Annotated in this window: 23 protein-coding genes and 1 pseudogene; 7 read left to right on the forward strand and 17 right to left on the reverse strand. The window is 62.9% G+C overall.

All coding sequences use genetic code 11. The features are described from left to right. Nucleotides 1-2 precede the first annotated feature (2 nt). The 4 genes from fdhE to fdnG all read right to left on the reverse strand — a co-directional run bounded on the left by fdhE (nt 3) and on the right by fdnG (nt 5,772). On the reverse strand, nt 3-923 hold the full coding sequence (gene fdhE, locus NKI17_RS25925; protein ID WP_352906982.1) for a formate dehydrogenase accessory protein FdhE: 921 nt from the start codon (nt 921-923) through the stop codon (nt 3-5). A gap of 114 nt (nt 924-1,037) precedes the next feature. Beyond that, entirely contained in the window at nt 1,038-1,736 is a 699-nt protein-coding gene (locus tag NKI17_RS25930; protein ID WP_352906983.1) for a formate dehydrogenase subunit gamma, read from the reverse strand. Then, nucleotides 1,723-2,673: a formate dehydrogenase subunit beta gene (gene fdxH / locus NKI17_RS25935; RefSeq protein ID WP_352906984.1), complete on the reverse strand. Its 951-nt coding sequence runs from the start codon at nt 2,671-2,673 to the stop codon at nt 1,723-1,725. Before fdxH ends, NKI17_RS25930 begins: the two co-directional genes overlap by 14 nt. A 12-nt stretch (nt 2,674-2,685) precedes the next feature. Further along, entirely contained in the window at nt 2,686-5,772 is a 3,087-nt protein-coding gene (fdnG, locus tag NKI17_RS25940) for a formate dehydrogenase-N subunit alpha (protein ID WP_352906985.1), read from the reverse strand. A gap of 479 nt (nt 5,773-6,251) precedes the next feature. Here fdnG and selD point away from each other — a divergent pair, with 479 nt between their 5' ends. The 5 genes from selD (at nt 6,252) to NKI17_RS25965 (ending at nt 10,743) form a co-directional block, all read left to right on the forward strand. After that, complete coding sequence (selD, locus tag NKI17_RS25945; protein ID WP_352637125.1) at nt 6,252-7,328, forward strand: selenide, water dikinase SelD; 1,077 nt, start codon at nt 6,252-6,254, stop codon at nt 7,326-7,328. Nucleotides 7,329-7,796: 468 nt separating this feature from the next. Next, complete coding sequence (locus tag NKI17_RS25950; protein ID WP_352637127.1) at nt 7,797-8,165, forward strand: sigma-70 family RNA polymerase sigma factor family protein; 369 nt, start codon at nt 7,797-7,799, stop codon at nt 8,163-8,165. Next, nucleotides 8,162-8,851, forward strand: a complete 690-nt coding sequence (locus NKI17_RS25955) for a DUF899 family protein (protein ID WP_352906986.1) — start codon at nt 8,162-8,164, stop codon at nt 8,849-8,851. Before NKI17_RS25950 ends, NKI17_RS25955 begins: the two co-directional genes overlap by 4 nt. Before the next feature lie 133 nt (nt 8,852-8,984). Next, nucleotides 8,985-9,992 carry a hypothetical protein gene (locus NKI17_RS25960; RefSeq protein ID WP_352906987.1) on the forward strand — a complete coding sequence of 336 codons (1,008 nt, stop codon included), beginning with the start codon at nt 8,985-8,987 and terminating at the stop codon, nt 9,990-9,992. A 127-nt stretch (nt 9,993-10,119) separates the two neighbouring features. After that, a complete protein-coding gene (locus tag NKI17_RS25965) occupies nt 10,120-10,743 on the forward strand; it encodes a hypothetical protein (RefSeq protein ID WP_352906988.1) in 624 nt (207 codons plus the stop codon). 441 nt (nt 10,744-11,184) lie between these two features. On the opposite strand, the gene NKI17_RS25970 is transcribed toward NKI17_RS25965, so the two are convergent. The 7 genes and pseudogenes from NKI17_RS25970 to NKI17_RS26000 form a co-directional block, all read right to left on the reverse strand. Further along, entirely contained in the window at nt 11,185-11,751 is a 567-nt protein-coding gene (locus NKI17_RS25970; RefSeq protein WP_352877089.1) for a cysteine desulfurase family protein, read from the reverse strand. A 178-nt stretch (nt 11,752-11,929) separates the two neighbouring features. Continuing rightward, nucleotides 11,930-12,154: pseudogene (locus NKI17_RS25975) on the reverse strand (aminotransferase class V-fold PLP-dependent enzyme); the annotation flags it as partial. Beyond that, a complete protein-coding gene (locus tag NKI17_RS25980) occupies nt 12,105-12,458 on the reverse strand; it encodes a DsrE/DsrF/TusD sulfur relay family protein (protein WP_352906989.1) in 354 nt (117 codons plus the stop codon). The pseudogene NKI17_RS25975 and the gene NKI17_RS25980, both read right to left, overlap by 50 nt. 117 nt (nt 12,459-12,575) lie before the next feature. Continuing rightward, on the reverse strand, nt 12,576-12,755 hold the full coding sequence (locus NKI17_RS25985) for an SHOCT domain-containing protein (RefSeq protein WP_352877083.1): 180 nt from the start codon (nt 12,753-12,755) through the stop codon (nt 12,576-12,578). A 195-nt stretch (nt 12,756-12,950) separates the two neighbouring features. Further along, a complete protein-coding gene (locus NKI17_RS25990) occupies nt 12,951-13,388 on the reverse strand; it encodes an EF-hand domain-containing protein (RefSeq protein WP_352644312.1) in 438 nt (145 codons plus the stop codon). A 184-nt stretch (nt 13,389-13,572) separates the two neighbouring features. Beyond that, nucleotides 13,573-14,865: an MFS transporter gene (locus NKI17_RS25995; protein WP_502894609.1), complete on the reverse strand. Its 1,293-nt coding sequence runs from the start codon at nt 14,863-14,865 to the stop codon at nt 13,573-13,575. 9 nt (nt 14,866-14,874) lie between these two features. Next, complete coding sequence (locus NKI17_RS26000) at nt 14,875-15,615, reverse strand: MBL fold metallo-hydrolase (RefSeq protein ID WP_352906991.1); 741 nt, start codon at nt 15,613-15,615, stop codon at nt 14,875-14,877. A 73-nt stretch (nt 15,616-15,688) separates the two neighbouring features. Here NKI17_RS26000 and NKI17_RS26005 point away from each other — a divergent pair, with 73 nt between their 5' ends. Together NKI17_RS26005 and NKI17_RS26010 are read left to right on the forward strand one after the other, a co-directional pair. Next, nucleotides 15,689-16,357, forward strand: coding sequence for an ArsR/SmtB family transcription factor (locus NKI17_RS26005; protein WP_352644317.1), 669 nt, complete (start codon nt 15,689-15,691; stop codon nt 16,355-16,357). Nucleotides 16,358-16,380: 23 nt separating this feature from the next. Continuing rightward, nucleotides 16,381-17,229: a nucleoside phosphorylase gene (locus tag NKI17_RS26010; protein WP_352906992.1), complete on the forward strand. Its 849-nt coding sequence runs from the start codon at nt 16,381-16,383 to the stop codon at nt 17,227-17,229. A gap of 538 nt (nt 17,230-17,767) precedes the next feature. Here the strand turns inward: NKI17_RS26010 and NKI17_RS26015 are convergent. The 6 genes from NKI17_RS26015 to NKI17_RS26040 are packed head-to-tail and all read right to left on the reverse strand — an operon-like array spanning nt 17,768 to nt 25,026. Continuing rightward, the gene (locus NKI17_RS26015; protein ID WP_352579365.1) at nt 17,768-18,646 is read right to left on the reverse strand and encodes an SMP-30/gluconolactonase/LRE family protein; all 879 of its coding nucleotides are present in this window, start codon (nt 18,644-18,646) and stop codon (nt 17,768-17,770) included. Between the two features lie 35 nt (nt 18,647-18,681). Then, the gene (kce, locus tag NKI17_RS26020) at nt 18,682-19,644 is read right to left on the reverse strand and encodes a 3,5-dioxohexanoate:acetyl-CoA acetone transferase (RefSeq protein ID WP_352906993.1); all 963 of its coding nucleotides are present in this window, start codon (nt 19,642-19,644) and stop codon (nt 18,682-18,684) included. Continuing rightward, nucleotides 19,641-20,588, reverse strand: a complete 948-nt coding sequence (locus tag NKI17_RS26025; RefSeq protein ID WP_352678607.1) for a 3-hydroxyacyl-CoA dehydrogenase — start codon at nt 20,586-20,588, stop codon at nt 19,641-19,643. The genes kce and NKI17_RS26025 overlap by 4 nt, the downstream gene beginning before the upstream one ends. 10 nt (nt 20,589-20,598) lie before the next feature. After that, nucleotides 20,599-21,405, reverse strand: coding sequence for an SDR family oxidoreductase (locus NKI17_RS26030; RefSeq protein WP_352644326.1), 807 nt, complete (start codon nt 21,403-21,405; stop codon nt 20,599-20,601). 13 nt (nt 21,406-21,418) lie between these two features. Then, entirely contained in the window at nt 21,419-23,491 is a 2,073-nt protein-coding gene (locus NKI17_RS26035; protein ID WP_352906994.1) for an ABC transporter permease, read from the reverse strand. After that, the gene (locus NKI17_RS26040) at nt 23,488-25,026 is read right to left on the reverse strand and encodes a sugar ABC transporter ATP-binding protein (protein ID WP_502894611.1); all 1,539 of its coding nucleotides are present in this window, start codon (nt 25,024-25,026) and stop codon (nt 23,488-23,490) included. The genes NKI17_RS26035 and NKI17_RS26040 overlap by 4 nt, the downstream gene beginning before the upstream one ends. Between the last annotated feature and the right edge of the window lie 31 nt (nt 25,027-25,057).

Genomic DNA, 25,057 nt, shown 5'->3' on the forward strand with positions numbered 1-25,057 from the left:
CCTCAATAGCCAACAAGGAACGGATTGAACGATCCGCGGCGATGGCCACCCTCGCGGACGAGCAGGTCGAGGCCGAGCGTCGCCACGTCGTCGGCGACCGGATCGAGCGCCGGATCCTTGTGCTGGTACAGGATCTTTACATAGCAGCCGCATGCATCGCAGGTCTCGGCCTTGACCGTGCCAGGGCCTCCCTCGATTTCCTGATAGCCTATCCCCTTGGTCGAGCCGCACAGCGTACATTTGACACGGACGTGGTTCCACAATGTTCCACACAGCGCGCAGACGCAGAACCGCGCCCCGTGTGCGCCGTGCCAACCGACGATGATCGAGGATACGGGCGGCCCACCGCAGGCCGGACAGGCGCCGTCGGCAACCGGAACCAGCTTCGAGCTGTCGAGACATGCCGCGAGGCGGGCAAAGTGAACCTGCAGCGCGGCCGCGACATAGACATGCTCGGCAAGCGCGTTCATTGGGATCGCATCGGTGAGCACATTGCGCACCATGGAGTCGACCCCGGACGCATCGATATTCGCCAGCCTGTCCAAGGCGGCTCCGGCCGCCTTGGGTTTTTCGATCGTGGCTGCCAATTCGAACAGGCGGCCGAGCGTCATTCCAAGGGCGGCATCCGAAGTGGATTGGTTGCGATCGAGCGGCGGCATACCGAAGGTTCGTGCGCGCTCGCGCGCCTCCGCGGTCGGCAATTCGATCTCCGGCAAGCCGTCCTGGATGCGGTGCTGCGCATCCGTCAGTGCAGAGAGGAAGCGGAGATAGGGGCCGAGCTGGTGGTCATCCGCCAACACATCCAATCGCTCGGAGCGGCGAATGAACAAGGTCCGCGGATCAGGCAGGCGCGCAAAGGGTGGGGCCGAGACCTCGCCGATTACAGTCGGGTCAAGGCGTGACGGATCTTGTTGCTTTGGCATTTCAACCTCACGAACCTCACGGGCCACGTGGTCGGCTTGATACTGCTCCAGAGCAATTCCACGAAAAGTGTATAACGGTTTTCCGTCCGGAATTGCGTAAAAACAAATACCCGCTCATTCGGCGGGATTCGATCCCGAACGTCCGTCCGGTTTGCCTGCGATCAGTTCACGCAGCCATTTGCGATGATGCCGCCAAGCCCAGCCGCCGGTCACCCGTCCGCGCGTCATGGCGGGAATGGTGCCGCGTACCCAGATGGCGGAATAGAAATGGATAATCCAGACGCCGATGATCGCCACGGCAGCGATCGAATGAACAAGCAGCGCCACCCGCTGCTGACCGATCGTGGTGTAAGCGGCGAAATATTGTTGCCAGATGACGATGCCGCTCGAAATCAGGATGATGATGAGGATCGACATTGACCAGAAGACGAGCTTCTGGCCGGCATTGTACTTGCCGACGTCGGGGACGTTGTCCTCGTGATTGGACAATACGTCACGGAAGCGTGCGAGCCACGTTCCGTCCTCGGGCCTCCACAAATTGGCCTTCCAGAACCGAAGGAAAAGCCCAAGGAAGCTGAAGAAGAGCAAGACGCCGATCCATGGGTGAATGAAGCGCGTGAACTGGCCGCCGCCAAACAGCCCCGACAGGAAGAACAGGCTCGGGTGAAACATGGCAAGGCCGGACAAGGCGAGCAGGATCAGGCTGGCCGCCGTGATCCAATGGTTGATCCGCGCGCCCACCGTGTAGCGGTCCACGATGACTGGCTTGCCGGGATGTACCTGCTCGTTCGGCTTCACGTCATACGCGGCCATCGTTGTCGCCTTCCGTCAGCTCTTCGGCATGCTCCTCATCCGTCTCGGAGACCCTGTTCGGTCCCATGACCAGATGGTGAAGCAGGCCGACGCCGGCCGCCACGCTGAGAATGGTGAGGCCGGCATATTTGGTCACGCCCTTCCACGCCTCCACGAGCGGACTGATCTTCGGCTCCTTCGGCAGACCAGAATAGAGTTCCGGCTGGTCGGCATGGTGCAGCACATACATCACATGCGTCCCTCCGACGCCGGGCGGATCGTAGAGGCCGGCATTCGAATAGCCCCGCGATTTCAGGTCCTTGATGCGGCCGTCGGCGTGCTGTTTCATCTCGTCTTTTGTGCCGAACACGATTGCCTGGGTCGGGCAGGCCTTGGCGCAGGCTGGTCCCTGGCCGACAGCCACGCGGTCGGAGCAGAGCGTGCATTTGTAGGCCGTGTGATCGACTTTGGAGATCCGCGGAATGTTGAACGGGCAACCCTTGATGCAATAGCCGCAGCCGATGCAGTTCTCATGGACGAAATCGACGATGCCGTTCGAATACTGCACTATGGCGCCTGGTGCCGGACAAGCCTTGAGGCAGCCCGGGTCAGCGCAGTGCATACAGCCATCCTTGCGGATCAGCCATTCGAGTTCGTTCGTCTCGGGATTGTCCCATTCGCTGTAGCGCATCAGCGTGAACATGTCCGGCGTCAGATCGGCAGGATTCTCATAGACGCCGGCATTGAAGCCGATCTCCGGATGCGTGTCGTTCCACTCGATGCAGGCCGTCTGGCACGCCTTGCAGCCGATGCATTTCGAAACATCGATGAGCTTGGCGACTTCCGTCAATTGCTGCTCGGGCGCGGGAACCGTCGAGGCAGAGCGGCGGATGAGGTCCTTGTCGGAAAAACGCGGTGCGGTATCCGTCGTCGAAGGATTTGGAAGTGGAGGAAACATCGCTTACTCCTCCTACGCTACCGGCCCGGCGATGGGCTCGATGTTGACAAGGAACGCCTTGTATTCCGGCGTCTCGATGTTGGCGTCGCCGACAAAGGGGGTGAGCATGTTCGGGCCAAAGCCTTTCTTCGCCGCTCCCGTGAAGCCCCAGTGCAGCGGTATTCCGACGATGTGGACGGTCTTGCCATCGCAGGTGAGCGGCCTGATCCGCTTGGTCACCATGGCCTTCGCCACAACGGAACCGCGCTTCGACCAGACGCGCACCCAGCCGCCTTTGGTGATGCCCTTCTCGGCCGCAAGCTGTTCCGAAATTTCCACGAAAAACTCCGGCTGCATCACCGCATTGGTGATGACGTGCTTGGTCCAGAAGTGGAAATGCTCGGTCAGTCGGTAGGAGGTCGCCGCGTAGGGGAACTCCTGCGAAGCCGATTCGGCGAACTGGGCCATATCGCCTTCGAACACCCGCGCTGCGGGGTTGCCGCGGACTTTGGGAGCTATCGGGTTCGCGATGGGCGACTCGAATGGCTCGTAATGCGCCGGGAATGGTCCGTCGCGCATCATGCCCCGGGTAAAGAGGCGCGAGACGCCCTCCGGATTCATGATGAACGGGCCTACTTGATCGGGCTTTGCCGTTGGCAAGATGTCGGGGACATCGTAGCCCGACCATTTCGTGCCGTCCCATTCAATCACCTTGCGGCTTGGATCCCAAGCCTTTCCCGTGAGGTCAGCCGACGCCCTGTTGTAGAGAATGCGGCGGTTGGCAGGCCATGAGAACGCCCATTTGGAATAGGCGCCGGTTTCGTCAGGATCGGTGGTGTCCCGCCTGGCCATGTTGTTGCCGTTTTCGTTGAAGCAGCCGGAATAGATCCAGCAGCCGCAGGAGGTGGAGCCGTCGTCGCGCAGCGCGGCGAAGCCCGGCAAGAGCTTTCCGGCCTCGGCCAGCACCTTTGTCGGGTCGGCCGTGTCGGTTACCCTGGCGAGCGCCCTACCATTGATCTCCTGGGCAAGCTCCTCGGCCGTCGGATCGCCGGGATCGGCATAAGGCCAGTTGAGCTTGACGATCGGCTCGGCGAAGGCGCCGCCTTCCTTGGTGTAGAGCTCCTTCAGGCGCAGATAGAGCTGCGCCATAATCCAGGTATCGCGTTTGGCCTCGCCGGGGGGCGTGCCGCCGGCCCAATGCCACTGCAGCCAGCGCCCCGAATTGACCAGCGAGCCGTCGTCCTCGGCGAAGCAGGTGGAGGGAAGCTGGTAGACTTCCGTCTGAATCTGCGACGGATCGACATCGTTGTACGGCCCGTGGTTCTCCCAGAACCGGCCCGTCTCCGTGTCCAACGGATCCATGATGACGAGGTATTTGAGCTTCGAGAGGGACTCGATCACCTTCTTCTTGTTCGGAGCTGCCTGTAGCGGGTTGAAGCCCTGGCAGAAATAGCCGTTCATCTTGCCCTGGTGCATCAGCTCGAAAGCCCGCAGCAGATCGTAGCCCGGCAGGTCGAGCTTCGGCAGGTAGTCGTAGGCGAAGCCGTTCTCCGGCGTTGCCGCGTTGCCCCACATTGACTTTTGGAAGCTTACGAAGAACTTCCTGTAGTTCTGCCAGTAGCTCATCTGGTTCGGCCGGAGCGGCTTGAAGCCTCGGGTCGACATGTAGGCTGCCAGATCGACCTCCTTCTCGGTCGGCAGCGTCAGATAACCAGGCAGCAGGTTCGACATCAGCCCGAGGTCGGTCAGCCCCTGGATGTTGGAGTGACCGCGAAGCGCGTTCATGCCGCCGCCGCGTATACCAATATTGCCGAGAACAAGCTGCAGCATCGCCATGGCGCGGATGTTCTGCGAGCCCTTCGAGTGCTGGGTCCAGCCGAGCGCGTACATCGAGGTCATCGCCTTGGTCGGAGACGACGTCTCGGCGACCATCGCGGCCACCTTCAGGACCCGGTCCTTCGGTGTGCCGCAGATGCGCTCGACCATCTCCGGCGTGTAGACCGCGACATGCTTCTTGAGCAGATTCCAGACGCAGCGCGGATTGGCCAATGTCGCGTCGACAACGGCAAAGCCGTCCGTGCCTATGTCATAGTCCCAACTGGACTTGTCATAGTCTCGCTTCGCCTCGTTATAGCCGGAGAAGAGGCCGTCCTGATAGGTGAAGCCCTCCTTGACGACATACGTCGCGTTGGTGAAGGCCTTCAGATAGTCCCATTGCACCTTGTCGTTCTGGATGCAGTAGTTGATCAGCCCGAGCAGGAAGGCGATGTCCGTTCCCTGGCGGATCGGCGCGTAAAGATCCGACACCGAAGCTGAGCGCGTAAAGCGCGGGTCGACGACGATGAGCTTGGCGCCGCGGTTGGCCTTCGCCTCTGTGACCCATTTGAAGCCGCAAGGATGCGCTTCCGCGGCATTGCCGCCCATGATGACGACGAGATCCGTGTTTTTGATGTCGGTCCAGGAATTGGTCATTGCGCCGCGGCCGAATGTTGGGGCGAGACTCGCCACCGTCGGGCCGTGTCAGACACGTGCCTGGTTGTCGAACACCAGCATGCCCGCGCTGCGGACCACCTTGTAGGTCGCGAACGCGGTTTCATTGGTCGAAGCCGAGGCGGCGAGGAAGCCGGTGGTGATCCACCGGTTGACCGTCACGCCGTCATTGTTCGTCGCGACGAAGTTCTTGTCGCGATCGTCCTTCATCAGGCGGGCGATGCGGCCGAGCGCGTCTTCCCAGCTTATCGGCTCGAACTTGTCCGAGCCCGGTTTGCGGATCATCGGATGTTGCAGACGGGTCGGCGACTTGACAAATCCGAGCAGGGCCGACCCTTTGGGGCACAAGGTGCCGCGATTGGTCGGATGATCAGTATCACCCTCGATATGGGTGATCTCGGCCGGCTCGCCCTTTCTGAGATCGCCCTTCGAATACAAGATTATGCCGCAAGCCACCGAGCAGTATGGACAGGTGTTGCGTGTTTCGGTGGTGTTCGCGAGCTTGAAGGGCCGTATAGCCGCCGCGTGTGCGGCCTCGCTATCGCCGAAGCCGAGGGCTCCAAGCGTAGTACCGGCGAGACCCGCGCCTGCTGTTTGCAGGAACGCGCGTCGAGAAAGATCGATGTTCATGGGTTCCTCCCGAAGCCGATGCCCCACAAGGCAACTCGAACCAACGGTTCAAGCCGACTAACTAGTCTCGGACCAAATAAAATCAATGCCAAAGAACGAGGTGCGTATGGTGCAGCAAAAGTGCCCCTCCGAACCGCCTTCCTGCAACAGGCTTGTGCCCGCAAATCGGCTTTGTGTATTATTGTTGAATATTCTTGTCATCTTTTCGTGACCGCGACTGCGATTGACGAAAACGAACGCATTACCATACAGTAAAGCGTGGTGATGAAACAGCTCCCGCGGGTCGGGGCGCCTTTCGATCGATACCCAATGACGGCGATGCCTCGCACGCCGGATACGGTGCTTGCCTTTCCTAACTTAACGAAATCCGCTGAGAGCAAGCGTGCTCCAAACGCGCCGTGCGTTGGCGCGATCGTATTTTCCATTCCGGTTGACCTTGATCCCTACTAAAGCGTGCCAGCAGAGGAGGCTCGACGACTATGGCAATCGCCCTCTCGCCCGAAATAACCGATGCGCCCGTTGTGCGCCTGACCAGCCTCGCCCATGGCGGCGGTTGCGGCTGTAAGCTGGCACCGTCAGTGCTGCAGCAGCTTCTCGCTAATCCGGCGGCTGCCAGTCCCTATCATCAGCTTCTCGTCGGCACGGAGACCGGCGACGATGCGGCAGTCTGGCAACTCGACGGCGCGACTTGCGTCATCGCGACCACCGACTTCTTCATGCCTATGGTAGATGACCCCTACGATTTCGGCCGGATTGCCGCAACCAACGCCCTGTCCGATATCTATGCGATGGGTGGCCGGCCGATCATGGCGCTGGCGATCCTCGGGATGCCTCTCGACAAGATCCCGATGCTCATGGTCCGCGAAATCCTGAAAGGTGGCGAAGCTGTCTGCGCCGACGCCGGAATCCCGGTTGCAGGTGGCCACTCGATCGACTCGCCGGAGCCGATTTATGGCCTCGCAGTCATCGGCACATGCCGACCCGGAGATATCCGACGCAATTCTGACACCAGGCCGGGTGACGCCTTGATCCTGACGAAAGGGCTCGGCGTCGGCATCTACTCCGCCGCCATCAAGAAGCAGGCGCTTTCCGAGAGCGGCTATCGCGAAATGATCGCCTCCACCACCCTTCTCAACCGGATCGGATCGGAGCTGGCGCAGGACGCGAGCGTCCACGCCGTCACCGACGTGACCGGATTTGGCTTGCTCGGACATGCCCTCGAGATGGCACGCGGTTCCGGGTGCACGCTGATAATTTGCAGCCACGACGTGCCGCTCTTTTCCGAAGCTGCCTCGCTCGCGGTCGACGGCCACGTCACCGGCGCATCGCGGCGCAACTGGGCGAGCTATGGCGACGCGGTAAGCTTACCTCCCGGCATGCCCGAGTGGCGACGCCATCTTCTCACGGATCCACAGACTTCGGGCGGGTTGCTGGTTGCTTGCGAGACCGACCGCGCAGCGGCGCTCGTCGAGAGGATCGTCGCGGAAGGTTATCCTTTGGCTCGCATCATCGGCCATGCCAGACCCGGCGCGCCGACAATAGTAGTAGAGGCCTGAACGGCCGCTCCGCTTCCCCGCCAGATGACGGGGCGCGCCCTCCAGTCCGCGGCACTCCACCTCCTGCCACCACTGGATCGGCAGGCAAAGACGCCGCCTGCCCTGTCCACGCTGGATTGGCGGCGAACGCTGCGACTGCTTTGGTGACCGGATGATCCGAGCGAGCCTGAGTTCGCCAGATCATGACTGGGCGCCAGGCACGAGCTTGAAACATCAGCTCCTCTATCCGGAGAATCTCGTTCCACTTGGCCATGCGTTGGAACGCGTGATCGAACCACTTTTTCCCGCCAAGTATCGCAGCGCTTGCTCCGATTGTGCTGGCTAGACCGGCGTTTGCCGCCATGGCGACCGGCAACTTGACCGTGCGCAACATGATCCAAGCTGAATGCAAGTTCAGACTGTCAGCGATCTGGATTTCGGCACGAGGGGTGTCGTCAATATCGATCAGTCCAACACCGTTGGAGTGCAATGCACGACGTGCAAACTTGTAACGTCGGCGTGAGTGCCGGCGACAGCGCCGGCGCTACTATCGCGGCTCGCAAATTGACTGGCCCGCGTCCGCAGTGGTACGACAGCCTTGATGCCTTCCGCCGCGGCAGCGACAAGCACGCCGCGCCCGGGCCGCATCTCCTTGTCCCCGCCGCGGCGAACCTACAGCCCGCCGTCGCGGTGTACCTGTGCCCGCCGGGCGAGCCGGGCTACCATCCATTCGCCCTGTGCGTCCTGCACCTCGAGGACGGACGGGTCGCGGAGGCCGTCGACTTCCAGGTGCCGATGAGATTTCTGCTCCCGCGCGGTTTCAACAAGGACGAGGTCGAACATAGGAAGATCGGATGAAGGTCGCGACTGAGCAGGAGTGGCAGGCCGCCCGCAAGGAGCTGCTGGCGGCCGAGCAGGAGCTGGCGGCGCACGAACAGCGCGTCACCAAGCAGCGGCGTGAGTTGCCCTGGGTTCCGGTCGAGAAGCACTACGCCTTCGCCACCGACGACGGGCCCAAGTCCTTGCCGGAGCTGTTTGATGGCCGCTCGCAGCTCCTCATCTATCACCTGATGTTCGGGGAGGACTGGAAGATGGCGTGCCCGGGCTGCACCTCGGTCGGCGATGGGCTGGGCGGCATGATCACGCACGTGAACGACCGCGACGTGACGCTCATCGCGATGTCGCTGGCGCCGCTGGAGAAGCTGATGGCAACTAAGGCACAGCGCGGGTGGACGATGCCCTACGTGTCGGCCTGCGGCGACGACTTCCTGTTCGACTACGGCTTCGCATTCCACCGGGAGGAGATGTCCGGAATCGCCCGCGACGAGTTCGACATGGGGCAGCTGCTCCGCGAGGCGCCGCAATGGCTGCAGGATTACCGGGACGACGTCGGTGCGCCGGACCTCCAGTCGGCCGTGTCGGTGAGCGCAGGGTGGAGCGTCTTCGCGATGCAGGACGGAGCGGTCTACAACACCTACCGCCGCTATCCGCCGCTGGTGGGGCCGCCCTACGCGCCGTTGCTCGAGTTCGTGCCAAAGCCGTGACATCCGCAACTTCGGTGCGCATGCCCGCCTGATCGATGCGGTCATGTAATCCCCATAGGACGGAGCTGCTGCCTGATTTGCTTCTAACATCACACTTGCATAATAACACTAACGAGGGTTAGCGTGCAGATCAATGTTAGAACGTGACCGGATCAGCACTGAAGGAGCGTTCGCCGAGACGCTTGAGCGCTATCTCGGAGATACGCTTCATGACCACGTTCGGGTTCAGGAATCTACAGCCCCACAAAACCTTCCTTCATTCCTCGATCGGGCCTACCATTTCTACGAAGCGCGGATAGCGGGAAGACGGTGCGTCTTCCTTGCCGCCCTGGACAGTGCCGCTACCCCTTCCGACATTACCAAGCACGTCGGTTTGGTCCGCAACTCGATTGACGCAATCGTCATATTCGCTGCTCCATCACTGAGCGCACACAACCGCGCACGCCTGATCGGTCAACGCGTCCCATTCGTCGTTCCCGGGAACCAGCTCTACATCCCTGACCTCGCCATGGATTTGCGTGAGCATTTTCGGGCCCCCAGACAGCGGCATGACGACGGTCTATCACCGGCGGCGCAAGCTGTGTTGTTCGACCATCTCTTGCGGCACGCCGACGAGGCGATGATCCCGTCGCTCATTGCCGCGCGACTGCGCTACTCGGCAATGTCGATCGGTCGTGCTTTCGACGATCTGGCTGCATCGGGCCTCGCACGCACCGAAAAGCACGGCAAGGAAAGACACATCCGATTCAAGGCGGAAGGACGCCAGCTGTTCGAGGCAGCGCGCGATCTCCTCCGCAGCCCGGTACGCGCGGTGAAATTCGTCCGAGGCGATCACTCCCAGGCACCGCTCAAGCAGGGGGGCGAATGGGCGCTTGCCGCGCTGACCGATTTGTCCCGGCCGTCGATAATTACCTACGCCGTCGCCGCCGGCAACTGGAAAGCCATCGCGCAAGCCTCCGGCTTCGTTGAAACCTCCCGCGATCAAGCCGATCTCGTCATCGAAACATGGTCGTACGACCCTGCCGCCTTGTCTGATACCGACACCGTGGACCCGCTGTCACTTTATGCGCACTTCAGGGACCACCGTGACGAGCGTGTCTCCATGGCGGCAGAACATCTGTTGGAGAACATCGCATGGTAACCGGCATCGAGAAGTTCCGGGAGCATTTCGCCCAACATGAGGATCACTACGCGATCATCGGCGGGCCGCGTGCGACCTGCTCTTCGATGCGGCCGGTCTTCCGTTCAGAGCGACCAAAGACATCGACATGGTGCTCTGTGTCGAGGTGGTCGATCCCGCATTCGGCGCGGCTTTCCAGGCGTTTCTTGATGCAGGCGGCTATCAGGCGCGGGAGCGCAGCGATGGCAAGAAGGAATTCTATCGCTTCCACAAGCCGAAAAACCAAAGCTTCCCGTTCATGATCGAACTCTTTTCGCGCAAGCCGGGGGCTCTCGAGCTTCCGGAGGACGCAGCGCTCACGCCCATCCCCGTCGAAGAGGACATCGTCAGTCTCTCGGCGATCCTCCTCGACGAGGGTTACTACGAGGCGCTGCAGGCCGCGAAACGCAAGGTGGATGGCGTCACGGTCATAGACGAAACACTGCTCATTCCGTTCAAGTCCCGCGCCTTTCTCGATCTGACCAAACGCGCAGAGGCAGGCGAGAAGATCGATGGCAAGAACATCAAGAAACATCGCAACGATGTCTTCCGCCTGGTCCAGTTGTTGCGCAGAGACGCCTCAATCAAGCTAGCCGACCCGATCCGCGAGGATCTGCGAAAATTCCTCGAACTTGCTCAAGCCGACGATACTCTGGACCCCAAGGCGTTCGATGTGCCGCTCTCTCGGGACGAGGCCACCGGTCTTCTTCGTTCGGTCTACGATTTGAACTAGACTAACCTCCGCTCTCGACCGCGATTCCCGAAAGGCGGCGCTCGACCGATTCCTTGGCGAAACTTCTCGTGAGCCGATGACGAGATATGGCAGAGACGTGCTGCGCAGCTTGGTGCTGCCTCTTCGGGCATCGCCTGCCAAGTGAGGTTTGACATGCACGAAGTCGAGGAATTCGTCGATGACCGTCAGAACTCGTGGTGCATCCTTGCGCGCGGCCGCTTGCGGGCCTCGACACAAACGAGGATCATGTCCCGTCGAAAAGCCTGCTCATCAAACCCCGCCCGCACCATCTGCCGATCGTGAAGATCTGCAGGAGTGCAACACGACCTTGTCGGCTGTTGTCGTGAAAGTCAGGAAGTGGCGCGACCGAGCCGGTCGGCGCATGGGCTGGGATTATACCGCGATCGAGCGTTCTAGGTATCAATTGGGTGGGAAGCAGACTTACCGAAGCGCAACGAGTGAAGGCGTCGGTTCAATATTCTGGTTCAGCCGGAAGAGATTTGAAGGATCGAAGCGGGCTTTAAGCGCCGCAAGGCGGTTGTATTTTTCTGCGCGATCGCGCAGAGCCTGGACGCGTTCCATTGGCGCGAGGTCCTGCGCCAAGATGCAGGCCGCGCCGAGGCCGACAGCGAGCAGTGCGCTCTCGGTGCCGGCGCGCCGGCCTTGCTCGTGGCCGGCGCCGTGGATCAGGGGCTCCAACTCGACACCTCGGCGGACATAGAGGGCGCCCACACCCTTCGGTGCGTAAAGCTTATGACCGGCGATCGTGAGCAGATCGACGCCGGGTGCATCGACCCTAATCGGAATTTTGCCGACCGATTGCGCGGCGTCCGTATGAACGCGGATGTCGTGCTCCCGGGCGATGGCGCTGATGTCCTCGATCGGCTGGATCGTGCCGACCTCGTTGTTGGCGTGCATCACGCTTATCAGGACGGTGCGCGGGGTGATGGCACGGCGCACGGCTTCGGGATCGACCCCACCCGTCGAGCCGACGGGCAGATAGGTCACCGTCGCGCCAAGGCGCTCGAGAAACCGACAGGGGGGCGAGAACGGCGGGGTGCTCGACCGGCGGTGGTGATGATGTGCTCGCCCTCGTGCTTGAGCGCGAAGAACGTGCCCTTGATGGCAAGGTAATTGGCTCACCGCCGCCGCTTGTGAACACGATCTCGTCGGGCGCCGCGCCGAGCAGCGTGGCGACCTGGCCGCGGGCGCGCTCCAGTGCGGCCTTTGCCGGCGTGCTCGCCCAATGGCCGCTGGACGGATTGCCAAAGGCTTCGTCGAGGAAGGGTTGCATTGCCGTTGCCACCGCGGGATCGATCGGCGTGCTGGCGTTGTAGTCGAGATAGATCTGAGCCATCGGATCAGAACACCAGTACTTTGTCGGCGGCGATGATGGCGGCCGCGAGTTCATTCATTGTACTGCGGCTTGCATCAGCCATGACATCGGCTTCAGTCAGGCCGCGCGCGTCCATGCAAGTGCCACACAGCAAGATCTGCCCCTTGCCGGCAATTGCCCCCTTCAGCATGCACTCGACATTGTAGTAGCCGTCGGCAGTCTTCTGACCCGCCTTTGCGGCCACCACGGCGTCGGCCATCAGGAACACTGTGACTCCGGTTCCGCGCTCGTTCTTGATGAGAGCAAGAGCCAGGCGCAGGCCGTTGTAACACCGCTCGGTGCCATAGGGCGGGTCATTCAGGATGAACCGGATCTGCACAGGTGTCCCTTTCTTCGGTTCTTCGAATGCGCCTCCATCAAAAGGCGACTTCCGCAACCATCAGCCGTGCGACGAGCCCGCCCCATTCGCCGAGAACGCGGCGCCGCTCCTCGAACTCTATTTGTCGATCTCGCCGCGCGCAAAGCGCTCTTTGAGAATGTCGAGCGGCGTGCGGCCGGCAGCGTGTGATGCGGTGGCGCCGTTGTCTTCACGGGCCGCCGACCCAGCGGACGAGAGGGACCCGGCCGCGATCAGCACAGCGAGAAAGAGGATCATGAACAGCGGCCCGAAAATCATGGGCCAGCCTCCACCCCACCCCATCATATGAGGCCCCCCGTGCGTATCGTTCGGCGTCCGAAAGTGCCTGAGCCCACAGAGCATTTGGCGCGAGGACCGCGCCCGCAGCGACGAATATCGGAACCAGAACCTTCATCATGGATCAGCATTGGATGGGCGGCGCGGCCGCGAAGCTCGCCCGCGCCCGACGTGCGGCTACTCCCGCATGAAGGTCTGAACCTCCTCGGGCGTCACTTTGCCGTCCTTGTCTGCGTCGACCTTGTCGAAGATTCGCTTTTGGATGGTCGTAATCTCCTCGAAGGAAAGCCCGCCGTCGCCGTTCGTGTCGGCAATGGCGAACATGATCTTCATCATGTGCCCGTGCATGCGCATCATTGGCATGCCTCCCATCATCCCTTGACCCATCATGCCTTGGCCCATCATTCCAGGAGGCATCCCGCCGGGCTGAGCGGGCTGTGCTCCTTGGTCCTGTCCCGCCGCATCTCCAGGCTCAGCAGGTGGGGTGGCCTGTGCAGTCCTCGAATCGGGGTGGTGCGGGTCGACGGCGGTTGTTTGCCCGGCGTCTGCGGCCGTCATGCCGGTGGCGATGGTGGCAGCTAACGCAGTCGCGCGTGATAGTGCAGTCAACGTCATGGGAACCTCCTTCTTGTGCAGAGCTCAGCGGAAGCCGTTCCAACCCGCTTGCGGCTGCGGCTTCCAAACGCAAAAACCGGCAAGTCGCGGTCGCGATTTGAACCGCAGTCTAGGTCAAAAGCAGCGCGGCGAATTTGCGCCGGATCAACTGCTCGGCCAGTCGGACTTCGATCTGCAATCATCGTCAGGTTGCCCGCCTCGAGGATGGATGCGGCATCGAAGACGCGCGAGAGAGAGCGGGTTCGCGCATCGCGACGGCCACGACCAACCCCGAGAGAAATGTCAGGGCGGCAATCGAAGCGATCGCCCACGAAAAACCGAAGCGATCGGCGATGAGCCCGGCGGAGAGCGCGCCGATCGCGTAGCCGAGGTCGCGCCAGAAGCGGTAGACGCTCAGCGAGCGGGCGCGCCAGGTCGGATGCGAGGCGTCGGAGACGGCGGCGATCAAGCTCGGATAGACCATGGCGGTGCCGAGGCCAAGAAGGAGGCTGCCGACGAGCCACCACTCGAACTGGCGCGTTGCGGCCGTGAGGAATAGGCCCGCGGCTTGCACCCACATGCCGGCGACGATCAGGCCCTTGCGGCCCCAACGGTCGCTCAACGGGCCGGTTGCGATCTGCAAGATGCCCCACGTCGCGGGATAGATCGCCTTCAAAATGCCGATGCGCTCGACGCCGAGGCCGAAGGAGGCGAAGAACAGCGGGAAGATACCCCAGCTCATGCCGTCATTAAGGTTGTTGACGAGGCCGGCCTGCGAGGCGGCGAAGAGATTACGGTCCTTGAACGACGTGAGCGCGAAGACTTCCCGGAAACGGATCGGCGCAGCCTTCTGCGTGTGCGAGGAGGCCTCCAGCCGGACATGGTCTCGCGTATCGCGCACCAGCAGGATCGACAACGCGGCTCCCAGCATTGCATAGCCGATGCCGAAATAGATCGGCGCCGGGCGCAAGCCATATCGCGAGGCGACATAGCCAGTCAGAAACGCGGTCACGCCGACGGCGAGATAGCCGGCGAACTCATTGAGGCCGACGGCCAAGCCGCGCGACTTCGGTCCGACGAGATCGACCTTCATGATCACCGTCATCGACCAGGCAAGCCCCTGGTTGATGCCGAGAAGCGCGTTGGCGGCGATGACCCATTCCCAGTTCGGCGCCCAGATAATCATGAAGGGAACCGGCAGGCCAACAAGCCAGCCGAGGACGAGAACGCGCTTGCGGCCCCAGATATCGGCGAGTTGCCCGGAGACGAGATTGGCAAAGGCCTTCACCAGGCCGAAGCTGATGATGAAGGAGACGACGAGCGTCGTCGAGGTGATGTGGAACTCCTCGGCGCCGATGAGCGGCACAACGGTGCGCTCGATCCCGACCATGCCGCCGACGAAGGCGTTGATCAGGATGAGCAGCGCGAACTGCGGCCAGTTCTCTCTAAGGCCCAGCCTGACTGCCGAGCTCGCCGACCGAGAATCCGATTTTGCCACTCTCATCGGTCAGGCCGCGGCAGCCGTGTGGCTGGAATTGGCGGTCCTGATCTGCGCGGCCTGCGGCGGGGCCGGCGGAATCTCGGCGAGCATGAAGCAGATGAACTCGGCCTCGTCCTCGATTCCGAAGGCCTCGTTATGGCGCTTCTCGAAGCCGATGGTGGACCAGGGCTTGCCGCTCAAACGCCGGCCGCAGACCGAGCCGGCATAGGCCCCAGAAAGGACTTCGACATGGTCGGGAAGAGCCTTGAGGCGGCCGGCGCTCCGGAAGAGGTCTTTGGCACCTTCTTCGGCGCTGACCGCTAGCTCGGTGCGGCCGAGATCGCCGACCATCAGAGTGTGGCCGGTCAACACAAACCAGGGCTCGGCGGCCCGCGTGCGGTCGATCACGAGCAGGCAGATGTGCTCAGGCGTGTGCCCGGGCGTATGCATGACCGTCGCGCTCACGTTGCCGAGCGGGAGGACGTCGCCGTCGCGTACTCCTCTGAACGGGAACGAGACGTCCGCCTCGGTCGACAGCACGTACTCCGCACCGGTAGCCTCGGCGAGCGCGCGGCCGGCGGAGAGATGGTCGGCGTGAACATGCGTGTCGATGACGAAATGAATGCGCATGCCGGCGTCTTCAGCTGCGCGCAGGTAAGGCTTGATGTCGCCGACTGGATCGACGACGGCTGCGGCCGACTTGCCGCCACAGCCGAAAAGATAGGAGATGCCGACCGGATCTGTGTGGAGGAATTGGCGAAGGATCATGGGGTTGCACTCCCTGCTGCGAAGGGTTAGAAACATTCAATCATTCCGCTGACTGTTCCACTGAGGAGCTGCCGTGTCAAGCATCGGACCGAAACAAGCGATCTACGAAAGCCTCGCCGAGGTGGCGCAGGCGCTCGGCCATGCCCACCGGCTCGAGCTTCTGGAGCACCTGGCGCAAGGGGTGCGCAGCGTCGAGGAACTCTCCGCGCGAACCCGCCTGAGCTTCGCCAACACGTCGCGCCACCTGCAGATCCTGCGGCGCGCGCGCCTCGTCGAGACGGCGCGCCGCGGCAAGCATGTGCTCTACAACCTCGCCGGTGATGCCGAGGTGGTGGCACTGATCAAGGCGCTCGGCCGTGTCGGCGAGCGAAACGTGGCCGAGGTCGACCGCGTGATGGCCGACTACTTTCGTGCGCGCGATGCGCTGGAGCCGGTGTCGCGCGAAGACCTGGTCTCGAGGCTGCATGACGGGGCGGTCACGGTTCTCGACGTGCGGCCGGAGGACGAGTTTGCGGTCGGACATCTCCCGGGCGCCCTCAACATCCCGCTGGCCGAGCTGGAGCGCCGCCTGGGCGAGCTTCCGGCAGATCGGGAAGTGATCGCCTATTGCCGCGGCCCTTATTGCGTTCTCTCGTTCGAAGCGGTCGCCGCCTTGCGAGAGCGGGGTTATCTCGTCCGTCGGCTTGAGGACGGCTATCCCGAATGGAAGGCTGCAGGGCTGCCGGTCGAAGCGGTTGGCTGAAACGAGACACACGCGCTAGTCCCATGGATCGAAAAGCAGGCGAAACGGGAAGAGAGGGCGCGGCGTGGCCGATCGTGAACGGCAACGACCATGCGTCTCCCTCCGTGTTCCGGCCGGAGGCTCTGCTGCGCGAAGCGCGTCGACAGAAGGGACTGCCGCTCATCGCCGTTCCTCCAGTGTGTGTCCTCGATCCCGATGGCGACGTGGTGCGGCACCTCAGACGAACGGGCACGGGACGAATCCATGAGGGGTGGGCCTGCTACCACACCGAGCTTCTTGCCTTCGATCTCGACGACATCGGCGAGATCGGCATCATCGGCTGCGCGGTGGGCGCTCCCTTTGCAGTGCTCGTGGCCGAGCAGCTTTTTGCGTCGGGCTGCCGCCTGCTCGTCAGCGTTACGTCCGCTGGCCAGGTCACCGACAACGGAGCGACGCCCTACTTCGTGCTGATCGATCGCGCCCTGCGCGACGAGGGCACGAGCTACCACTATCTTCCGCCAGCGACCTTCGCCGAAGCCCCCGACGCAGGGCTTCTCGCTCGCATCGAGAGGGCTTTGTCGGGTCTTTCCGGCGTCACTGTCCATCGCGGTGCGACCTGGACGACGGATGCGCCCTATCGCGAAACCGAGATCGCGATTGCGTCTGCACGGGAGCTGGGCGCGTTTGCCGTGGAAATGGAGGCTGCCGCCCTGTATGCGTTTGCAACCGCGATGAAACGGTCGGTCGTCTGCTTCGCGCATGTAACCAATGCCATGGCGCGGAGTGAAGGCGACTTTGAAAAAGGCGAGGCGGACGGAACCACGGCAACGCTCGCAGTCATCGCGGCGACGGCGCGCGCCTGGTCGACCGCTGCGATCGCCGCCGAGAAATGAGCAGATGCGGGGCGCCTATGCGGCGCCCTCGACGATTTGCGCGGCGCCGAACGACCCGGCCTAGCCATCTCTCCGTCATCGATGGACTTTGCGACGCCGAGAATGGACGCCGCATCCACCGCAACAAATCGGTCGAAAAATATTGCACGCGGCCTTTCCGCATTCGCGTCCGTCGCCTGATCCAATGCTCAAGTCCGGCATGTTGCCGAACCTGATCAGAGGAAATTTGAGAATGAAAACTGCAATCTTTGTCGCGATCGGTGCCGAGCCACTCGATCGCGTTGAACTGGACGAGACCGCTATCCGTGCAGCTTGTGGTCGATGACGAAGCGGTTGATGGCGGAAACCCACATGCCTCAACACGGGACTGGTGATGGCTCGCGCAGCGCCTGCCGTGCTGCCGCCATTGGTGCTCTTAGTTCCTGACACGACCCCACGCCAGAACCGCACGGCACGAGCTTCCAGCGCCGGTTGCCCTGCGGCGGGAGGTTGGGGTGGCGCCAAGAGGCGGGGAGAATGATCGCCATTAAACACCGATTTATGCGGCAAATCTTGGCTCCGGAACTCCCGTTGCACCCAGGCCGGTGATGGCAAAAAGGCTGCCGCGCAAGACACCGTCGCTTGGAAAGCGCGGCAGCGGCGGCTTGGCCATCGAAGTGACGTACAGGGTGTCGAGCTTCGGCCCGCCGAACATGACGCTGGTGATCTTCTTGACGGGCATGTCGATGATGCGATCAACGCTGCCGTCGGGCGCGTAACGCACCAGCCTGCCGTCATAGACCAGCGCGTTCCACAGGAATCCTTCCGCATCGACGGTCGAGCCGTCAGCCGCCCCTCCCCGGCTGGTATCGACGCGGGTGAAGGTGCGCCGGTTGTTGGCGGCACCCGTTTCGATATTATAGTCGTAGGCCCAGATCTCGCCGGTCCAGGTGTCGGCGAAATAGAAGGTGCGGTCGTCCGGGCTCCAGCACGGACCGTTCGAGCAGATGATGCCGGAATCTATTCTGGTAACGGAGAAATCCGGATCGAGCCGGTAGAGCCCGCCGGAGGGTCCCTCTTCCATCGTGTCCATTGAGCCGGCGAAGAAGCGGCCGCGCCGATCGACCTTGCCGTCATTGAGCCGGTTCATCGGCCTGTCCGGCTCCGGATCGTGAATCGGCGTCACCTCGCCGGTGGCGAAATCAAGCAGATGGAAACCGCGCTGCAGCGATACCACCGCGCCACCGCCGTCCTTGCGCAATGCCATCGAACCGATCTTCATCGGCACGTCCCAGCAACGGATCTCGCTCCCGTCGGCGGTCGCTCGAAACACACGCCCGTCGAAACTGTCGATCCAGTAGAGGCGCTCCTGTTCAACGTCCCACAGCGGTCCCTCGCCCAGCGTGGTCTTCACGTCCACCACGACTTCGATCTTCATGCCGTCCTCCTCTGTTCGAACCTTGCAGAAACCGGTCAGAACGCGACCTGGTCGCCGCCCTTCAATGACAGGATTTCGCGCGCCTCTTCGGGCGTTGCCACTTCCATGCCGAGGCCTTCGATGATCTTGCGGGCAAGCACCACCTGCTCGGCATTTGACTTGGCAAGCCTGCCCTTGCCGGCCCACAGACTGTCTTCGAGCCCAACGCGGATATTGCCGCCAAGCGCTGCCGATTGCGCGGCTATGCGCAACTGGCTGGCGCCCGCACCCAGCACCGACCAGCGAAACTGATCGCCGAACAGCCGGTCGGCGGTGCGCTTCATATGGGCAACGTCTTCCGGGTGCGCGCCGATGCCGCCGAGCAGGCCGAACACGGACTGCACGAAGAACGGCGGTTTCACCAGTCCGCGATCAGCGAAGTGGGAGAGGTTATACAGATGGGCGATGTCGTAGCACTCGAACTCGAAGCGCGTCCCATTGTCGTAGCAGGTCGCCAATATGTATTCGATGTCCTTGAACGAGTTGCGGAAGACGAGATCACGCGTCGCTTCCAGATGCGGCCTTTCCCAGTCGAACTTGAAGGTCTCGTATTTGTCGGCGAGGTGATAGAGCCCGAAATTGATCGACCCCATGTTGAGCGAGGCGACTTCCGGTTTGAACTGGGCGGCGGGACGCACACGCTCCTCGACCTTCATGTAGGGGCTGCCGCCGGTGGTGATGTTGATGGCGGCATTGGTACCTTGCTTGACGCGTGGCAGGAAACGCGCGAACGCCTCTGGCGTCTGGTCGGGCTTGCCGGTCTCGGGGTCGCGGGCATGCAGATGCAGGATTGCCGCACCAGCCTCGGCCGCCGCGATCGCCTCGCGGGCGATCTGGTCCGGCGTGATCGGCAGATAGGGCGACATGGTTGGCGTGTGGATCGCCCCCGTCACCGCGCAGGTGATGATGACCTTGCCGCTGGGTTGCTGGGCGCCGGGCTTGCGGCTTGTTTGCGTCATCGTCCAAACTCCTGATCCGACTTTTTCTTGTGCGCCGCCAGCGCCATCAGCCGGCGGTCGCGCCAGACCTGCCGTTCGCTGAGTTCTTCTCGCGGCAGCCGCTTGCGGCGCTCGGCCTCGACCGTTTCCATGACCTCGCCGGCCCAGTCGACCCGACGCAGCATCTGCGGGAAGATGTTGGAATAGATCGCCTGATAGCGCTCCACATAGTCGCGCACACCACCAGGCGCGTTGAGGTCGATCGTTTCGAACGGACCCATGAACGACCAGCGCAGCGCCAGCCCGTCGCGCAGGCCCGTGTCGACGTCCTCGACCCTGGCATAGCCGTCGGCGACGAGCCGGAACGCCTCCTCCAACAGCGCGCCTTGCAGGCGGTTCATGATGAAGCCGTCGAGTTCGCGCTTCATCACCAGCGGCGCGTGGCCCGCCTCGACAAGAAAGGCGCGGGTCCTTTCCACCGTTTCGGCGGAGGTCCATGGCGCCGGCACGACTTCCGCCGCCGGGATGAGATAGGGCGGATTGATCGGGTGCACGACGAGGCAGCGATGGCGCCCCTCAAGATGATCGGTGAATTTCGACGGCAACAGCGCCGAGGTGGAACTGGCGATCACCGCCTGCGGACCGGCAATTGCGTCGATCCGGGAGAACACTTCCCGCTTCACCTCGAGGTTTTCCGGCGTGTTCTCCTGGACGTGGACGGCATCGGCCAGGGCCTCGCCAAGCTCCTCCACAATGGTGATGCGGCCAAGCACGGCATCGACCGCCTGTCCCCGCAGCAAATCGTTGGCGGCAAGGTCGCCGAGCACGCCAGCGATATAGTCGCGCGCACCGCTGGCCGCGGCCGGCGCCTGGTCCCACATGCGCACATCATGGCCTGCACGAGCGAAGCTGATCGCCCACGCTCGCCCGATGAAGCCGCTTCCGACAATTGCTACCTTCGCCATGATCTCCCCCTCAGAGTGTCTCGACGTTGCCATCGACGCCGAGCGACTGGCCAGAAATATTGACGCCCGCATCGGAAAGCAGGAAGGCGACCATCGCGGCAACATCGTATGGGCTGGTCATGCGGCGCAGCGAGATGTTTTGCAGATAACGCTGCGTCATCTCCTCGTTTGAAACGCCGAGCTGCTTTGCCCGGTCGGCAATGACCTTGTCGATGCGCGGCCCTTCGATGATGCCGGGCAAGATGGCGTTGACCCTGATCCCATGGGGTCCGAGTTCCTTGGCAAGACTCTGGGTCAGGCCGACAACGCCGAACTTGGCAGCCGAATACGGCGTGCGGAACGCGTAGCCATGGCGGCCGGCGGCGGAAGACATTGAGACGATCGAGCCCCCGCCCGCCGCCTTGATCAGCGGCACGGCACGCCGCGCGCACAGGAACTGGCCGGTCAGGCAAATGTCTATGCAGCGCCGCCAGTCTGCCGGATCGATCTCATCGACCCCGCCGGTCGGCCCGGCAATGCCGGCATTGTTGATCAGGGCGTCGAGCCCGCCGAGCTTCTCCTTGACGGTCTCGAACAGCCGGTCGACATCGTCGTCGCGCGAGACGTCGGCCTTGACCGCGGCGGCAAGCGCTATCTTATTCGGAGCGGCAGCCAATGCTTCGTCGGAAATATCGCAGATCACGACACGCGCGCCGAGCCTCGACAGCGTCTCTGCAATGGCAAAGCCGATGCCGCCGGCACCCGCCGTCACCAGCACGCGCTGGCCTTTGAGCCCGGTCAGGAATTCGTCCGCCGATGCCGGTGCGCTTGAGCTCATTATTCCATTCCTTTCACTGAATCCGCCTTTCGCGCAGCGCCATGACGGCACCGAGCACCACCAGCCCAAACAGGATCGCCCGCGTCGCGTAAGGCAGCGTCGTGCCGGCGAGCAGCATCTGCAACGCGGTCAAAAGCAGCACGCCCCCCAGCATGCCGAGATAGTGCCCGCGCCCGCCGGTAATCAGCGCACCACCGACGACGACTACGGCGATCGAGGGCAGCAGATAGTCGTCACCCATGCCGAGGCTGGCCTGGCCGGAAAAGCCGGTCAGCATGATGCCGACGAGCCCCGCGCAGACCGCCGACAGCACATAGACGAGGATGAGCGTGCGCCCGACCGCGATGCCGGAGAGCTGGGCGGCGCGCAGGCTGTTGCCGATGCCATAAACCCGGCGGCCGAAAGCGGTGCGGCCGAGCAGCAGCACGGCAAAGACGACGAAGGCGATCATGAACAGCACCACCGGCGTCACAACGAATACCTTCCCGGTCATGAACCAGCGCAGCATCGGCGAGGAGAAGCCGGCCGGCGTACCCTGCGAGTAGAGCAGCGCGACGCCTTGCAGAATGCCGTTGGTGGCCAGCGTCATCACGATCGGCGAAATGCCGAGGAAGACGATGCCGATGCCGTTGGCAAGACCGATCAGGCAAGCGATGAGCAGCACCGCCGGCAGCGCATAGGCAAGTGCAGCATCCGAGCCGTTGACCATGCCGGCAAGCAGGATGCCCGAGAGACCGATCATCCACGGCACCGACAGGTCGAGCCCGCCGGTGAGGATTACGCTACCTTGCCCAAGCGCCAGGATGGCGAGGAAGCTCGACAGCACGAACAGCGAGTTCCAGTAGGTGACGTTGACAATGGCGCGTCCGAGCCAGATCTGGGTGACGATCACGACGATGGCCAGGCAGACATAGGCCGGCAGCGCATAACGCAGCGTCTCGGCATTGCGGATATGGAAGGCCGGCTGCGGCGCCTGCTGATCGTCGGTGCTGCCACGCGCGATTCTCAGCCGCCGGTCGGTGCGATCGATCTGCGAGGGCAGCATTCCGGCGCGCCATGCGGCCAACCGCGCCCGTAGCGCACGCAGTTGGCGGGCGAGCACGGAGCCATGCGACAGCGAGCCGGCAAGCACGGCAAGGATCAGGATTGTGCCCTCGGCGATCGTCGAATAATAGGCCGAGACGTTGAGTACGAGCAGGATGTTGACGACCATCATCAGTATGTAGGCGCCAAAGACAGTGCCAACCGGCCCGCCTTGACCGCCGCCCAGCCTTGTACCGCCGACAACGACCGCCGCGAACATCGACAGCAACAACGGGTTGCCGACGAGCGGATCGCCGCTGCCGGTCTGGGCACTGATGAAGACGCCGGCAAGCCCGTAGCAGCCGCCGGCTACGACGTAGACCAGGAAGCGCACGAGAACGACGCGCACGCCGACCGATGTGGCCGCATCCGGATCGCTGCCGATCGCATAGAGAGCCGTCCCGAAGCGTGTGCCTTTGAGCCAGAACCAGCCGAGCAGGACGACACCAATAACCACCAGCGGCATCGGTATCCAGCCGGCGATGGCATCACCGAGATAGAAGGCGCCAAGATCGGGAGAGACGAAGCCGCCCGGCTTGTCCATAACCAGCAGCGTTACCCCCTGCAGGATGAACATGGTCGACAGCGTGACGACGATTGGCTGCATGCGCAGGACGGCGATGAAGAAGCCGTTGAAGGCGCCGACCAGCATGCCGACACCAATTCCGGCCAAGGTCCACAGCGCGACACTGGTGCCGGTCGCCATCGGATCCATGCCTTTTGCCAGGACGACATTGACCAGCGAGATCACCGCGCCGGCGGACAGGTCGAAACCGCCGGACAGGATGACCACGGTCTGGCCGATCGCCGCCAGTGCCGAGGTGGCGCCGCCGCTGGAGAGAAACGAAATGTCGAAATAGGTGAGCCGCCCGGCACTGACCAGATCAACGATCAGCAGGAGCACGGCAAAGACGATCGCCGCGATGATCGCGCCGCTGTGCCGCGCGAGAAGCCGCGACAATGTCGTGGCCGGTGCCGCGGCGGGCAAACTCGTCACGCTCATTCCGCCGCCTCCCGGACCAAGTCGCCGTGTCCCAGCGCCGGTCGCATGATCGCGCCTTCCGTGATGTCGTTGCCGGCAAGCTCCGCCACCAGGCGACCGTCATAGAGGACGAGCACCCGGTCGCATTGATGGACCAGCTCGGGAATTTCGGTTGAATGCAGAAGGATCGAGCCGCCGGCCGCCACATAGTCGCGCATCATCACGTAGAGTTCGTGCTTGGTGCCGACGTCGATGCCGCGGGTTGGGTCGAAGAGCAGCAGGATGCGGCTTTCGGCGACCAACCATTTTGCGATGGCGATCTTCTGCTGGTTACCGCCCGAAAACGCCCCCGCCCTAGTCCACATGGCGCGGTGGTCGACCTCGACCGTCGAGAAGGCGGACTGTACGGCCCGCGCCTCCTCGTCCCTGCTGATCAGGCCAAATCGGGTAAAACGCGCGACGACCGGCAGCGATACGTTCTGCCGGCCCGAGAGTTTCAGGAACAGGCCTTCGGTCTTGCGGTCCTCGGGTACCAGCCCGATCGCCATGTTGGGCTTGAGCGCATCGGCGGGCGATCCAAGCCAAACCATGCGGCCGTCGACCAGGATATGGCCGCGCTCGATCTCGGCCATGCCGAAGCAGGCGAGGAACAGGTCGAGCTGGCCCATGCCCTGAAGCCCGGCAATGCCGAGAATCTCGCCCTTGCGCAGGTCGAAACCGACGCCGTCGAGCTTCCTCCCGGCCTTGAGATCGCGTACGCCGAGCACCGGAGGACCGAAGACGGCCTCGCTTTCGGGTTTCGGCGGAAAGGTCTGGGCGATGCTGCGACCGATGATCTTTTCGATTACTTCTCCATCCGGGACATCGGCAGCCGGTGCGGTCACGATATGACGGCCGTTCCTGAGAATGGTCAGCGTATCGCAGAAGGCCCGCACCTCGCGCATGCGATGGGTGATGAACACGACCGTCGTACCGGCCGCCTTCAGCCGCGCGATGATGCCGCCCAGCCATTCGACATCGCCGCCCGACAGCGTCGAGGTCGGTTCGTCGAGCAAGAGGATGCGCGGCTTGCGATAGAGCGCGCGCGCGATCTCGATCTTCTGCCGGACGGCGAGATCGAGCGTTGCCACTTCGGCATCAAGATCGACCGAAAACCCGAGATCGGAAATGTGCTGGCGCACCGCCTTGCGCGCGGCCGACCGCTTGATCAGGCCGATCGGGCCGACAGGCGCGTAGGGCAGCAGCATGTTGTCGAGAACGCTGAGATCGCGCACCAGCGTCATTTCCTGGAAGGCTGTCTGCACGCCTTTGGCGTGCGCGGCGCGCGGCGAACCGAGTGGCGCCGGTTCACCAAGAACGGTGATTTGCCCTTCGTCGGGCCGCACCAGTCCCGACAGCAGCTTGACGAGCGTGGACTTGCCCGCACCGTTCTCGCCAAGCAAGGCATGCGCGCTGCCCGAAGCGATCTCGAAGGAAACGTCATCGAGGGCGACTGTTGCGCCAAACGCCTTGCGGACGCCCTCTATGCCGACAGCTGTCGAATGCGCTGACATCATTATCCCAGTCCCGGCCTGCATGAAAGGTGCG

Origin of the sequence: Mesorhizobium sp. M0816 (assembly GCF_040320005.1) — a bacterium.
Classification (GTDB): domain Bacteria; phylum Pseudomonadota; class Alphaproteobacteria; order Rhizobiales; family Rhizobiaceae; genus Mesorhizobium.

Coding starts and splice junctions, on each gene's coding strand:
- NKI17_RS26040 (WP_502894611.1), bottom strand. CDS start 25,026: ATGATGTCAGCGCATTCGACAGCTGTCGGCATAGAGGGCGTCCGCAAG.
- NKI17_RS26025 (WP_352678607.1), bottom strand. CDS start 20,588: ATGGCGAAGGTAGCAATTGTCGGAAGCGGCTTCATCGGGCGAGCGTGG.
- NKI17_RS25990 (WP_352644312.1), bottom strand. CDS start 13,388: ATGACGTTGACTGCACTATCACGCGCGACTGCGTTAGCTGCCACCATC.
- NKI17_RS25930 (WP_352906983.1), bottom strand. CDS start 1,736: ATGGCCGCGTATGACGTGAAGCCGAACGAGCAGGTACATCCCGGCAAG.
- NKI17_RS25960 (WP_352906987.1), top strand. CDS start 8,985: ATGTTAGAACGTGACCGGATCAGCACTGAAGGAGCGTTCGCCGAGACG.
- NKI17_RS26030 (WP_352644326.1), bottom strand. CDS start 21,405: ATGAGCTCAAGCGCACCGGCATCGGCGGACGAATTCCTGACCGGGCTC.
- NKI17_RS25965 (WP_352906988.1), top strand. CDS start 10,120: ATGGTGCTCTGTGTCGAGGTGGTCGATCCCGCATTCGGCGCGGCTTTC.
- NKI17_RS26010 (WP_352906992.1), top strand. CDS start 16,381: ATGGATCGAAAAGCAGGCGAAACGGGAAGAGAGGGCGCGGCGTGGCCG.
- NKI17_RS26000 (WP_352906991.1), bottom strand. CDS start 15,615: ATGATCCTTCGCCAATTCCTCCACACAGATCCGGTCGGCATCTCCTAT.
- NKI17_RS25950 (WP_352637127.1), top strand. CDS start 7,797: ATGCACGACGTGCAAACTTGTAACGTCGGCGTGAGTGCCGGCGACAGC.
- NKI17_RS26035 (WP_352906994.1), bottom strand. CDS start 23,491: ATGAGCGTGACGAGTTTGCCCGCCGCGGCACCGGCCACGACATTGTCG.
- NKI17_RS25955 (WP_352906986.1), top strand. CDS start 8,162: ATGAAGGTCGCGACTGAGCAGGAGTGGCAGGCCGCCCGCAAGGAGCTG.
- NKI17_RS25985 (WP_352877083.1), bottom strand. CDS start 12,755: ATGATTTTCGGGCCGCTGTTCATGATCCTCTTTCTCGCTGTGCTGATC.
- selD (WP_352637125.1), top strand. CDS start 6,252: ATGGCAATCGCCCTCTCGCCCGAAATAACCGATGCGCCCGTTGTGCGC.
- kce (WP_352906993.1), bottom strand. CDS start 19,644: ATGACGCAAACAAGCCGCAAGCCCGGCGCCCAGCAACCCAGCGGCAAG.
- NKI17_RS26015 (WP_352579365.1), bottom strand. CDS start 18,646: ATGAAGATCGAAGTCGTGGTGGACGTGAAGACCACGCTGGGCGAGGGA.
- fdhE (WP_352906982.1), bottom strand. CDS start 923: ATGCCAAAGCAACAAGATCCGTCACGCCTTGACCCGACTGTAATCGGC.
- fdxH (WP_352906984.1), bottom strand. CDS start 2,673: ATGTTTCCTCCACTTCCAAATCCTTCGACGACGGATACCGCACCGCGT.